At 36.7% G+C, this 14,064-nt stretch carries 9 protein-coding genes; 7 read left to right on the forward strand and 2 right to left on the reverse strand.

What is annotated here, in order from left to right; translation table 11 throughout:
* Window positions 1–6: 6 nt before the first annotated feature.
* Entirely contained in the window at window positions 7–1,527 is a 1,521-nt protein-coding gene (locus K1I41_RS07670; RefSeq protein ID WP_220639783.1) for a hypothetical protein, read from the reverse strand.
* A gap of 268 nt (window positions 1,528–1,795) precedes the next feature.
* Here K1I41_RS07670 and pyrF point away from each other — a divergent pair, with 268 nt between their 5' ends.
* Together pyrF and K1I41_RS07680 are read left to right on the forward strand one after the other, a co-directional pair.
* On the forward strand, window positions 1,796–2,614 hold the full coding sequence (gene pyrF / locus K1I41_RS07675) for an orotidine-5'-phosphate decarboxylase (RefSeq protein ID WP_220639784.1): 819 nt from the start codon (window positions 1,796–1,798) through the stop codon (window positions 2,612–2,614).
* Between the two features lie 12 nt (window positions 2,615–2,626).
* Window positions 2,627–3,424, forward strand: a complete 798-nt coding sequence (locus K1I41_RS07680) for an ABC transporter substrate-binding protein (protein ID WP_220639785.1) — start codon at window positions 2,627–2,629, stop codon at window positions 3,422–3,424.
* A gap of 162 nt (window positions 3,425–3,586) precedes the next feature.
* Here the strand turns inward: K1I41_RS07680 and K1I41_RS07685 are convergent, their stop codons facing one another.
* Entirely contained in the window at window positions 3,587–4,303 is a 717-nt protein-coding gene (locus K1I41_RS07685; protein ID WP_220639786.1) for a DUF4197 domain-containing protein, read from the reverse strand.
* 271 nt (window positions 4,304–4,574) lie between these two features.
* Here K1I41_RS07685 and K1I41_RS07690 point away from each other — a divergent pair, with 271 nt between their 5' ends.
* From K1I41_RS07690 to K1I41_RS07710, 5 genes are all read left to right on the forward strand, one after another.
* Window positions 4,575–6,053 carry a catalase gene (locus tag K1I41_RS07690; protein WP_220639787.1) on the forward strand — a complete coding sequence of 493 codons (1,479 nt, stop codon included), beginning with the start codon at window positions 4,575–4,577 and terminating at the stop codon, window positions 6,051–6,053.
* Between the two features lie 147 nt (window positions 6,054–6,200).
* Window positions 6,201–9,641: a methylmalonyl-CoA mutase family protein gene (locus tag K1I41_RS07695; protein ID WP_220641831.1), complete on the forward strand. Its 3,441-nt coding sequence runs from the start codon at window positions 6,201–6,203 to the stop codon at window positions 9,639–9,641.
* 113 nt (window positions 9,642–9,754) lie between these two features.
* A complete protein-coding gene (locus K1I41_RS07700; protein ID WP_220639788.1) occupies window positions 9,755–10,723 on the forward strand; it encodes a hypothetical protein in 969 nt (322 codons plus the stop codon).
* Between the two features lie 80 nt (window positions 10,724–10,803).
* Entirely contained in the window at window positions 10,804–11,652 is an 849-nt protein-coding gene (locus tag K1I41_RS07705; protein WP_220639789.1) for a hypothetical protein, read from the forward strand.
* A 151-nt stretch (window positions 11,653–11,803) separates the two neighbouring features.
* Window positions 11,804–13,957 (forward strand): TonB-dependent receptor, encoded by a 2,154-nt coding sequence (locus K1I41_RS07710; RefSeq protein WP_220641832.1) that lies wholly within the window; start codon window positions 11,804–11,806, stop codon window positions 13,955–13,957.
* Window positions 13,958–14,064: the final 107 nt, after the last annotated feature.

Below are 14,064 nucleotides of genomic sequence, written 5' to 3' on the forward strand. Positions count from 1 at the left end.
TAGTTTTTAACAGTTAGTTGAATTTACACTTGTACCAAATTGGTTAAGTTCTAATTTTTTCCAATCGCCATTACTATCTTGCTGGTAAAGATTAATTAGGCTGTCAAGTTCGTCCGCTTCCAAAAATTTGAGAAATCCTTTTACTTGGTCACTGACTGACATGTTTATTTTTACATTCCTTTTAAAGTTCTTCTCCTTAAAGACAGCACTCATTTCCATTAAGTCGGCATTTGCACTAAACGTCATTCTATTACTAATTTTTAATGCAAAAGTACCGCTTGCTGTAGTTACATATATAGCTAATTCGGCAGTTGGTCGGCTGGAGGTTTGTGCTATTTTAGCTAGTGCAACAATATCGCTATAAGAAAATATTTTATAAGTAGTACCATTATCTAAATGACAGTGTATGAATCCTATAGCATTTGTAGGTGTTTCAAACGACGATTGTTGTATCTGTAGGGAGACCTGCCCACCGTTAGCTGTGTTCGGATTTCCTTTAAACTCAGGAGAAATGAGTAATCCATGTCCTGCATTTTGATATAATGTATGAGCAGATTCAAAATTTTGGATACCTGCTTTATTCTTTAGCTCATTCATTTTAGCTGTGAAGTTTGGGTCTTGTGATTTTGCTTTTAGCTCGTTACACAATTGTTCTGGTGTTATAAACTCTACTAGCACGGGTTCTAGTATCCCAAAGTCTTCGCCTTCGCCACACGGATTGGTAGTATCATCAGCTGGAGGTACACTAAGGTGGTAATGAAAATCTCGTGGGTTACGGTGAATTAAACGAGGACCACTTTCATCTCCGCCGCCATCATTACCTCCGTTATTATTGTTCGCCGTATAATTAAGGTCTATCTCTAATTGTGCATACATATGCTGAAGAAAAAACTCATTATGCGGGTTACCATTACCATTTGGGTCCCAGTTGTCTCCGCCACCGCCACCGCCGCCACTACCAGGGTTACCACCATCGCCACCATTTATAGGTATGCCACCACCACCTCCAGGCGAATCGTCGCAGGGGTAGCCACTATCACTATTTATAACATTAACATATATAAAACCATTAAGTTCTGAAAAACGAGTTTTACCAGTATAAAAATCGTTAGCAAAACTGTTATTCATTTCATATTCAATCAGAGTAGTTTTTTTCAATCCCTGCCTTTCAGTAATAACCACGTTAAAAAATATACGTTCGCTATCACGCGGATGTTTTACCCTATACGTGTAATGTCTTTTCCCATAACGGTCTTGTACTTCAAGTACTTCACTATCATCTAATGTAAATGGTACACCAGCCTTTAACTGCATACCGCTAGCATTTGAGTAACCTTTTGCTATTTGTTCGTGGTACAATGCAATGGCAGCAGTTGCCTCTGTACCTTTTAAAATTCTTGAAGTAGGAGCTTGCTTTTGCCCTAAAGCATTTTCATTGCTAAAGTTGTCATCTTTTTCACAGCTGGTAAATAGCGTAAATAATAGTACTATAACTATTAAGCTTACTTTTGGGAGGAAAGATTTCATGCTTTGAAATAATTTTTTAATTGGCTAGTAAAAATAGAAATAATTGTCGTAAAAAAAATTTAAAATTAATTATTTAACCACAATACTTCAATAAATTAACGATAACAAATATGTTTATATTGTCTGATATAAATATAGAGTTGGTTTTTATTATAAAGGTTGGGATTGATAGTAATTTTTTTAGCGACTAACTGGATTTACGATTCAGTATACTTAATACGTCGAAATACAATATACATTCTTTATTTTTGCAGAAATAATTATTTGAATGACAACACAACAACTATACAACCAAATACAAAAAAAGCAGTCGTTTTTATGCATTGGGCTCGATACCGATATGGAGCGCATACCAAAGCATCTATTAACTGCTGAAGATCCGATATTTGAATTTAACAAAGCTATTATAGCTGCTACCCATCATTTAGCTGTAGCCTACAAACCCAATACCGCTTTTTACGAAGCACACGGTTTAAAAGGTTGGCAATCGTTAGAAAAAACGATTAATTACTTGAATGAGAAGCATCCTGATATTTTTACCATTGCTGATGCCAAACGTGGCGATATTGGGAACACATCAGCAATGTATGCCAAAGCATTTTTGCAGGATATGGATTTCGATTCGGTTACTGTTGCACCATACATGGGTAGCGATAGTGTTTCGCCTTTTCTTGCTGTAAAAGATAAATTTACCATACTGTTAGCGTTAACCTCTAATGCGGGAGCTTTCGATTTTCAAACGCAAAAAGTAGATGATGTAGAATTGTATAAAAAGGTACTAACTATATCGCAAACGTGGGAGAATAGCGAGAACCTAATGTATGTAGTAGGGGCTACCAAAGCAGATTATTTTGAGGCAATACGCAAAATAGTACCCAATAACTTTTTATTAGTGCCTGGAGTAGGGGCACAAGGTGGCAGCCTAGAAGATGTATGCAAATACGGAATGAACGATAAGGTGGGTTTGCTTATTAACTCGTCCAGAGGAATTATTTACGCAGGTAACGACGAAAATTTTGCCAAAGCAGCACAGCAAGAAGCACTAAAAATGCAACAGCAAATGGCACAGCTACTCCGCAATAACTAACAAAGCTTTTTAATGAAAAGATATACCGACCAAATTGGCAATACAATAATAGTAAATGCTGTACCAAAGCGCATAATATCGTTAGTGCCTTCGCAAACCGAATTATTGTTCGATTTGGGTTTGGAAGACAGTATTATTGGTATAACCAAATTTTGCGTACATCCGTATCATTTAAAATCGACTAAAAAGGTAATTGGGGGCACTAAAAAGGTGCATCTTGAAAAAATACGACTGCTAAACCCTGATATTATTATTGCTAATAAAGAGGAGAATACCGAAGAGATGGTAACCGCCTTACGCGAAATAGCACCAGTGTGGGTTAGCGATATTGCTACGATACAGGATAGTTTGGATATGATTGCCGAACTCGGGAGGTTGTTTGCTGTACGTACTACTGCCCAGCATTGGATTGATAAAATAAACTACGCAGTTACTGATTTTGCCGCTTTTATGGAAAATAAAGCCGTACAGAAAGCAGCCTATTTTATTTGGAAAAATCCGTATATGGCAGCAGGGAAGGGCACGTTTATTAACGAAATGCTGAAACTCAATAAGTTTAGTAATATTTACGAGGATAGAGGTAGGTATCCTGAAATAATAATACAGAAAATACGGATACAAGGCGACCCTGATGTGGTATTATTATCTTCTGAGCCTTACCCGTTTAAAGAGGAAGATGCTTTTGAGGTAGGACGTTTTACCCACCACGCCAAAACGGTTTTTGTAGATGGTGAAATGTTTTCGTGGTATGGTAGCCGAATGGTAAAAGCATTCCCTTATTTTAAACAATTACAGGAACGCTTAGCATAGTGCAAAAATGCCGATATCATACAATATCGGCATTTTTCTAACTAACCCTAACTAAATATGAGATAACTCATTTTATTTGAGTGCAAAATAAATAATTAAATTTTGATTATTTGTTAAGTCTATGTTATGATATGTTATTGGAAATGAAATTACTATGCTTTTTTAGTCTTGTAAGGCAAATACTTTTTTCAGTAACGTAGAGGTTCGCTCGTTAATGTCGGTACGTATTTCTTTTTCCTCTACTGCTATCATGGTAAACACACCCTCTAGTGCTTTATTAGTAACATAATCCGTAAGGTCTGGATTTACTTTTTCTACAAAAGGTACCGTATTGTATTTAGAGATTATACTGCTCCACACTTTATCGGCTCCTACCTTATTAAAAGACGATTTTATAACGGGGTTAAACTTGGTATACAATTGTGCTGAGGTAGCACTTTGCAGGTAATTCGTAGCCGAATTATCGGCACCCATAAGGATGTTTTTAGCATCGTTAAACGTCATGTTTTTAACAGCATCTACAAATATTGGGGTAGCCTCCTTAACCGCATCTTCGGCAGCACGGTTCATCATCTTCAACCCTTTATCGGCAAGATTACCCAAGCCAATTTTGCGTAACGTTTTATCTACGTCTTGTAATTCTTGTGGTAATAGTATTTTTACAGCTTGGTTTCTATAAAAGCCATCTGTTTTAGTCAATTTTGCAACCTGCTTGTCAATACCTTTATCAAGTGCTTCTTTTAGTCCTGCTGCAATATCAGCATTACTTAGTCCAACACCACCTGCATCGGGTAATTGTGATGCTATTTGTTGTAATTCGGCACATCCCGATAGGGTAAACAGTACAAAAGTGAGGGTAACAACAAGTACTCTTCTCATAAATAATTGTTTTTGGTTATTAATTCTGTAAAGCAACTACTTTTTTTACGAAATTGGAAGTTCTGGACAATAAATTTGTATCTATCTCCTCTTCTCATAATGCTATTACATTAATTATACTTCTCTTTAATACTACAGAAGTATTTTAAACGTAGTAAAAATTATTTCAATAGAGGGGTGCTATTTACTCATAGTAATAAACAATATAGTTTTTTAAAACCGTAGCATTTAAATTGTAATTTTATGGTACTAACTTAAAAACCTATATAGTATGAAACATAATAAACTAACAACATCGTCTGGCAGACCTTATGTTGAAAACGAAGATTCGCAAACGGTAGGACCTCGTGGTCCGATACTATTGCAAGATTACATACTGCACGAAAAAATGGCGCATTTTAACAGAGAGCGCATCCCCGAAAGGGTAGTGCATGCCAATGGTTCGGCTGCTTTTGGTACGTTTACGGTAACCAACGATATTACAAAATACACCAAAGCAAAATTATTTTCGGAAGTAGGAAAAAAAACCGATATACTGCTTCGTTGCTCTACCGTAGGAGGCGAAAAGGGTTCGGCAGATACCGAGCGCGACCCGCGTGGTTTTGCACTCAAATTTTATACCGAAGATGGCAATTGGGATTTGGTAGGGAATAATACGCCCGTATTTTTTGTAAAAGACCCTAAAAAGTTTGGCGATTTTATTCATACCCAAAAACGCGACCCGCAAACCAATATGAAGTCGCCTACCATGATGTGGGATTACTGGTCGCTAAACCCCGAGAGTTTGCACCAAGTATTAATATTAATGAGCGATAGGGGTACGCCGTATGGTTACAGGCACATGAATGGTTATGGGAGCCATACCTTTTCGTTACTTAATAAGGATAATGAGCGTTTTTACGTGAAATTCCACTTTAAAACCGCGCAAGGCATTAAAAATTTTACCGATGCTGAAGCAACGGAAATGAAGGGTAAAGATCCTGATTTTTCGCAACGTGACCTTTTTGAAAATATAGCCGAAGGTAACTTTCCGAAATGGAACATGAAAATACAGGTAATGCCGGAGGCAGAGGCGAAAACGTACCATCTTAACCCATTTGATCTTACCAAAGTATGGCCGCATGGCGATTATCCGCTTATAGATGTAGGCGTGTTAGAGCTAAATCGTAATCCCGATAATTATTTTCAAGATGTAGAGCAATCTGCGTTTGCACCTGCACACATCGTAGATGGTATTGGGTACTCGCCAGACAAAATGTTACAAGGCAGACTGTTATCTTACCCCGATGCCCACCGTTACAGGTTGGGGGCTAACTATGAGCAAATACCCGTAAACCGTTGCCCATTTGCAGTAAACAATTACCAGCGCGACGGTGCTATGCGTATTGATGGCAACGGAGGTAGTAAGCCCAATTATTTCCCGAATAGTTTTGACGATATAACAATAGATGAAAGTTATAAAGAACCTGCACAGGGGTTGGAAAGCAGTATAGCTGATTGGTATGACCGTAATGCAGAAAATGAAAACGACCATTACACACAACCAGGTAACCTGTTCCGTTTAATGACGGACGATGCCAAGCAAAATACTATAAGCAACACCATTGGTGCTATGAATGGTATTACAGGACCCAAAAAAGAAGAGATTATAAACAGGCAACTTTGCCATTGGTTTAGAGCTGATGTAAACTTGGGTACGGCTATAGCTAAAGGACTAAACATTGATGTAGATATGAGCATGTTTACCTAAAAATAAAACCCTTTATAAATTAAGCCTCTGCATTGCAGAGGCTTTTTTGTACGTATAATTGTTATATCTATTTTTATACCTGCAATCTGCTTTGAAATTTTTAATAATTCCGTAAATTGCGTGCTTAATATTGAAGATATCTCAATGATGGAACAAGCACAGCCTTATACCCCCAAAAATAAAGTTAGAATAGTTACCGCAGCTTCGTTATTTGACGGACATGATGCAGCCATAAATATTATGCGCCGTATTATACAAACCACAGGCGTAGAGGTAATTCACCTAGGGCACGACCGCAGTGTAGAGGAAGTAGTAAATACTGCTATACAAGAAGATGCCAATGCTATAGCAATGACCTCGTACCAAGGCGGACACAACGAGTATTTTAAATATATGTACGACCTCCTGAAAGAAAAAGGAGCGGGACATATTAAAATATTTGGCGGCGGCGGCGGTGTAATTCTGCCCGAAGAGATAAAAGAATTACACGATTACGGTATTACCCGTATTTACTCACCCGACGATGGTCGTGAGCTTGGGCTACAAGGTATGATTAACGATTTGGTACAACGTGCCGATTACCCTATTGGGGATAAACTTAATGGCGAAGCGAACCATCTTGAAGATAAAAACCCAACAGCTATTGCACGAGTTATTTCGGCAGCCGAGAATTTTCCAGAAATAGCAAAGGAAACATTAGATGCCATTCATAAGAAAAACGAAACCTCAAAAATTCCCGTGCTTGGTATAACAGGTACAGGTGGCGCAGGTAAATCATCATTAGTAGATGAGTTGGTACGTCGTTTTTTAATCGATTTTCCAGAGAAAACAATTGGTCTTATATCGGTAGACCCATCAAAACGTAAAACAGGGGGTGCTTTATTGGGCGACCGTATCAGGATGAATGCCATAAACAACCCAAGGGTATACATGCGTTCGTTAGCTACACGCCAAAGTAACTTAGCACTATCTAAATATGTTGCCGAAGCCATACAGGTGCTTAAAGCGGCAAAATACGATATTATAATTCTTGAAACATCAGGTATTGGGCAGTCCGATACAGAGATATTAGAACATTCTGATGTATCACTATATGTAATGACGCCCGAATTTGGGGCAGCAACACAGTTAGAAAAAATTGATATGCTCGACTTTGCTGATCTTGTTGCTATTAATAAGTTTGACAAGCGTGGTTCGCTAGATGCGCTTCGTGATGTTAAAAAACAATACCAGCGTAACCATAACCTTTGGCACGACGATCCTGAGACTTTACCCGTATTTGGTACTATTGCCTCTCAGTTTAACGACCCGGGAATGAATACGTTGTACAAAAAGATAATGGATACCATAGTGGAGAAAACAGAAGCCGATTTGCAATCGACTTTTGAGATTACCCGCGAAATGAGTGAGAAAATATTTGTTATTCCACCCAATCGTACCCGTTACCTTAGCGAAATTGCAGAGAACAATCGTAAGTACGATGTCATAGCAACATCACAACAAGAAGTAGCTCAGAAATTATACGGTATTTATAAAACCATAGAGTCGGTTACGGGCAAAGTACCCGCAATGGCAAAACATGGTATTGATGAAGACTCAATTACTTTAAATGAAGCTGAAGGGCAAGATGGTAAACAGGAATTATCATCACTTTTACTGAAAGAGTTTGATCGTGTAAAAATGGATTTAGACCCCTACAATTGGGAAATTCTTTTAAACTGGGAAGATAAAGTTAACAAATATAAAAACCCAGTATATACGTTTAAAGTACGCAACAAAGAAATAAATATTAAAACGCATACCGAGTCGTTATCGCACTCACAAATACCAAAAATTGCCCTACCAAAATATCAGGCTTGGGGCGATATACTACGCTGGTGTTTGCAGGAAAATGTGCCAGGAGAATTCCCTTTTACATCGGGCTTATATCCGTTTAAACGTGAAGGAGAGGACCCTACCCGTATGTTTGCAGGCGAGGGAGGACCCGAGCGTACCAACAGGCGTTTCCATTACGTAAGTTTAGGTATGCCTGCCAAACGACTATCTACAGCATTTGATAGTGTAACACTATATGGTAATGACCCTGATTTCCGCCCCGATATTTACGGTAAAATTGGTAATGCAGGAGTTTCTATTTGCTGCCTGGACGATGCTAAAAAACTATATTCTGGCTTTAACTTGGCTCATGCCATGACATCGGTAAGTATGACGATTAATGGTCCTGCACCAATGTTATTAGGTTTCTTTATGAATGCTGCTATCGATCAGCAATGTGAGCTTTATATTAAAGAACACGGATTGGAGCAAGAAGTTGAAGCAAAAATTAAAAAGATATATGCTGATAAAGGTGTTGAACGTCCTCGTTATAATGGCGACTTACCAGAGGGTAATGATGGATTAGGGTTAATGTTATTGGGGGTTACGGGAGATATGATACTCCCTGCTGATGTATACACTGAAATTAAAACCCGTACCCTAAGCCAAGTGCGTGGTACAGTACAGGCTGATATCTTAAAAGAAGACCAAGCACAAAATACCTGTATTTTCTCTACGGAGTTTGCCCTACGTTTAATGGGCGATGTACAGGAGTATTTTATTACCAATAATGTACGTAATTTCTACTCGGTTTCTATATCAGGATACCACATTGCCGAGGCAGGAGCTAACCCTATTACCCAATTAGCGTTTACGTTAGCTAATGGTTTTACTTATGTGGAGTATTACTTGAGTAGAGGAATGGATATTAATGCCTTTGGACCTAATCTGTCCTTCTTCTTTAGTAATGGTATCGATCCTGAGTATGCCGTAATTGGTCGTGTCGCACGTAAAATATGGGCAAAAGCCCTTAAAAATAAATACGGTGCTAACGAGCGTGCGCAGATGTTAAAGTACCACATACAAACATCAGGTCGTTCGTTACACGCACAGGAAATCGACTTTAACGATATCCGTACCACGCTACAGGCATTGTATGCCATTTACGATAACTGTAACTCGTTACACACTAATGCATATGATGAGGCGATAACTACCCCTACCGAAGAAAGTGTACGCCGTGCTATGGCAATTCAGCTTATCATCAATAAAGAATTGGGGTTAGCTAAAAATGAAAACCCAATTCAGGGCTCATTCATTATAGAAGAGTTGACGGATTTAGTTGAAGAAGCCGTATTAACGGAGTTCGATCGCATAACAGAGCGCGGAGGTGTATTAGGTGCTATGGAAACCATGTACCAACGTAGTAAAATACAGGAAGAAAGTTTATACTACGAAACATTAAAACATACAGGAGAGTTTCCTATTATAGGCGTTAACACGTTCTTGAGTAGTAAAGGTTCGCCTACCGTAGTACCGCTAGAGGTTATTCGTGCTACAGAGGAAGAAAAACAATTCCAGATAGAAACACTTAAAACATTGCACAGTGCACATGCCCAAAAGGTAAAAGAAACACTAGAAGTAATACAGGAAACAGCCATACAAAACGAAAATATTTTTGAGCAACTTATGGAAGCCACAAAAGTATGTTCGTTAGGGCAAATTACCTCAGCATTGTTCGAAGTAGGCGGGCAGTACAGGAGGAATATGTAATTATTTGATTTTTTAAAATTTAATTATAAATAAAAAACCCACTTTAATTCAGAGTGGTTTTTTTATTATAGGAAATTAATGATACTTTTACGCTCCTAAAAAAACAATGAATTATGAAAATCAGATTACTACTCTCTTTGATCATGTTATTTTTTATTTCTTGTTCATCAGATGATACTACTACACCCACTGATGAAAACAATACGGTTGAAAAACACATAAAAGAAATTGCAAAGTACTCAACTAATTTAGACGGGGAAATAATTTACGTAGGATTGAAAAAATATGAAAATGGAGTTCCCATTGAACATTATTCAGGTTATAATAGTGATGGAAGTTTTAATATACAAGTTTTATATACTTACGATAATGAAAGTAGATTAATGGAAATGGAGATGATATATTCAGATAGAACTACTGACTTTACGTTTGAGTATGATACTTTAGGTAGATTGATTTCCAAGAATAGGATTACTCAAAGTTCAAATGGAGTATCTCAAACTATAGATCATTCAGATTTTGATTATAGTAATTCTAACCAAATTATTGAATCTTATACTCATTCTCATACTGATTCAGGTCCAGGTCAATATTATTCGGGTCAATCAATAATGTATTTAGATGATGAAGGTTATGTTTACAAAACAGGATCATCAGAGAATTCAGAATTTATAGAGGCTACCTATCAGAATGGTAATATCATTTCAATTTCAAAATTTCAATATGATGAGAGTACAGCTTCGTACATAGAATCAATCCTTAGAAGTTATGTTTATGATACAGAAACTGAAGTTAGAGGAGAGTATAATTATTCAAATATTACTAGCAATTCTGTGTTCCTAGGTTTAGAAACTAACTTATTTGGTAGTAACAAAGCTAATGCAGCATTATTTAACGGTGGAGTATCAGACAGGATGATTAATTATCCTATTCAGTTTTTAAGAAGTGATGGAATTTATTGGGGGCACCCCTCGCATACAAAAGTATACGAATTTGATAGTGATGGATATCCTATAAAAGTTCAGTCGATAATACCTGGTGGTGAGATTTACGTTGAGCATCGTATTACTTATTATGAATAAAAAAAGCCTTCTCAATTGAGGAGGCTTTTTGATTAGAAGAAATTTAATGATACTTTTGCGCTCCTAAAAAACAGTTAATTATGAAAATCAGATTACTACTTTCTTTTATAATATTATTTTTTATTTCTTGTTCGTCGGATGATACTACTACATATAATGATGCAGTTGAAAAACATTTGAAAGAAATCTCTAAAGTAATTGATGGACAGCAAATTGAATTAAATAAGTTTGAAAACAACAGGCTTACGGAAAGATACCTTTATAATAACAATCAGTTGTATTTTGAAAACTATTATACTTATAATGAGGAAGGATATTTGACTGAAAGATATTCTGAAAATTTCAATACTCAAGAAACTTCAAATCAAATCTTAGAATATGATGATTTAGGAAAGCTCATTTTAATAGAAACGCAATACACTTCTGATGGAGTTCCATCATATTCATCAGAACAAAATTTTGATTATAATACTCTAAATAAAATAATTGAAACTGAAACGTCTAGTGTACAACCTCAAGCACCTAAGACATATGTTTACGATATTATTAATAATAATTTAGTATATAAAGTTACTCATGATGGAGATAATCCCACTATCTTTGAAGGTCAATACCAAGGTGGAAATTTAGTTACTCAATTATATACTAATTACATAAATGGATCCTATGTTACCCAAACTACAAATTTCACCTATACAACAATAAATGTTATTGAAGACAATACCAATCAAAATAATTATTTTGAAATAAACTCTGCATTATTGAATCGAGGGATCTCTAATCCTAAAGTTTATTACATTCTTTCTGCTCAAAATGATAATGGTAATACTACGTTTGAGTATGAACTTGATGAAGATGGTTATCCTACTAAAATAGAGAGTTTCAATAACGGAGAACTATCTATACAGTATTATTATTCTTACGAATAGATTATGATATAAAATTAGAAAAGCCTTCTCGATTGAGAAGGCTTTTTCGTTTCTAAAACAATTCGTCACACTCATTTTACAATTCAGTAGGTTTTTTTATGAAAGGTATGTAGCGTAGTGCAATTTTGTGCTATCAAAAACAACCAGCATGATAAAATCAGTACTTACATTCCTTATTCTTTTTACGGTAACTACTATTACAGCTCAAACGACTATAAAGGGTAAAGTAACCGATAGTAAAGGCGATCCTATTATAGCTGCCAATATTTATATTGATGGAACGTACGACGGAACGACTTCGGCTAAAGATGGTACTTTCTCTTTTACCACTACTACAAAAGGGTCACAAATACTCGTTATTTCATTTTTATCGTTTGAAGAAGTACGACAACATATTGTAATAGAAAACTACAAAACACAAACGTTTAAACTCCGTGAAGATGTAAATACACTCGATGCCGTCGTGATATCAGCAGGTACATTTTCGGCAGGCGATAATACCAAAGTTACTGCTTTAAAACCGCTAGATATTGTTACTACAGCAGGTAGCGCAGGCGATATTATTGCTGCATTACAAACATTGCCAGGTACACAAACCGTTGGCGAAAGCGGGAGGCTCTTTGTACGTGGTGGCGAGGCTGATGAAACCCAAACCTTTGTAGATGGTATTCGGGTAGCACAACCGTATGGCGCAGCAGCCAATAACTTGCCTACACGTGGTAGGTTTTCGCCATTTTTGTTTAAAGGGATGACGTTTTCTACAGGTGGATATTCAGCAGAATACGGCGAAGCACTATCGAGTATATTACTATTAAATACTATTGATGAACCTGTACAGGAGCAAACCGATATATCGTTAATGACGGTAGGGCTTGGTTTAGGTAATACACAAAAATGGAATAAAAGCTCGCTTAGTTTTAACATGGCATACGTTAATTTAGAACCCTATCAGGATTTAATCCCTCAAAATGTTACCTGGAACAAGCCGTACCAATCGTTATCTGGAGAAACGGTGTACCGATACAAATTTGCTAATGGTTTGTTTAAAGCGTATGCCGCTTTTGATCATGCTGATTTTAGTTTGAACCAAAACGATATTAATACCCTCCAACCCGTTCGTACAGGTATCGATAATAGTAATTTGTATGTTAATACGTCCTACAAAGGTATTTTGGGTAACTATTGGTCGGTACACACAGGGCTTAGCTACGGTTATGGGCACAACGATATAGGACTTAATGCGAATAGTGTTACCAATGCCGAACACAGTTCGCACATGAAACTAAAATTGAAAAAGAAATTCACCAACCGATTTAAGTTAGCTTTTGGTGCAGATTATTTTATTACCGATTTTAATGAAGACTATAACGAGCCAACGGGCTTTATGTACCTTAGCGGGTATTATAACTCGATAGGTGCATTGTATGCTGAAGCAGATATTTTCTTTTCGAAAGATTTAGCGCTAAAAGCAGGGCTCAGAAGTTCGTATTCAAGTATTGTAAACGATGCAACTATCGAGCCTAGAACTGCTTTAGCCTATAAGGTAGGGGAGAAAGGGCAGTTTTCGTTAGCATATGGTGATTTCTACCAAACGCCAAGGCAGGACTATTTAAAATACTTTAAAAATTTTGAATACGAAAAAACAGCCCACTACATTTTAAATTATATGTACAACTACAATGGATGTACGTTTAGAGCAGAAGGTTATTATAAAGATTACGATGATTTGGTTAAGTTTAATACCAATATGCCTCAATTTAATACAACTTTTAATAATAACGGTAATGGCTTTGCAAAGGGGCTCGATTTGTTTTGGAGGGACAATAAAACCCTTAAAAACCTAGAATATTGGGTATCATATTCCTACATAGATAGTGAACGGTATTACAGGAATTACGAAACATCAGTAACGCCGTCCTACATCGCAACACACAATTTTTCGGTAGTTACAAAATATTGGATAGAAAGCTTAAAATCGCAAGTTGGTATAACACATAGTTTCAATTCGGGTAGACCCTTTGATAATCCAAACGAAGTTGCTTTTATGAATGGGAAAACAAAAAACTTTAATAACCTTAGCATAAGCTGGGCTTGGTTGTTAAGTCAGCAAAAAATAGTGTATTTCTCTATATCCAACGTTACGGGTAACGATAATGTATTTGGTTACAACTATGCCAATACACCCAATACCAATGGGCAATTTGCCAGAGAAGCCATAAGGCAACCTGCCGACCGATTCTTTTTCGTTGGTTTCTTCTGGACCATTAGTACCGACAAGAAAACCAATCAGTTGGAGAATTTGTAAATTGTTTTCTACCCCAATAACAACTCATCCTCAAAATAATACAGTTCAGTAAAACACTTTTTAATACAGGCTGCAAAGTTGGCATCTTTGTACCATCAAATTATAAC

Origin of the sequence: Flavobacterium litorale (assembly GCF_019613795.1) — a bacterium.
Lineage (GTDB): Bacteria > Bacteroidota > Bacteroidia > Flavobacteriales > Flavobacteriaceae > Flavobacterium > Flavobacterium litorale.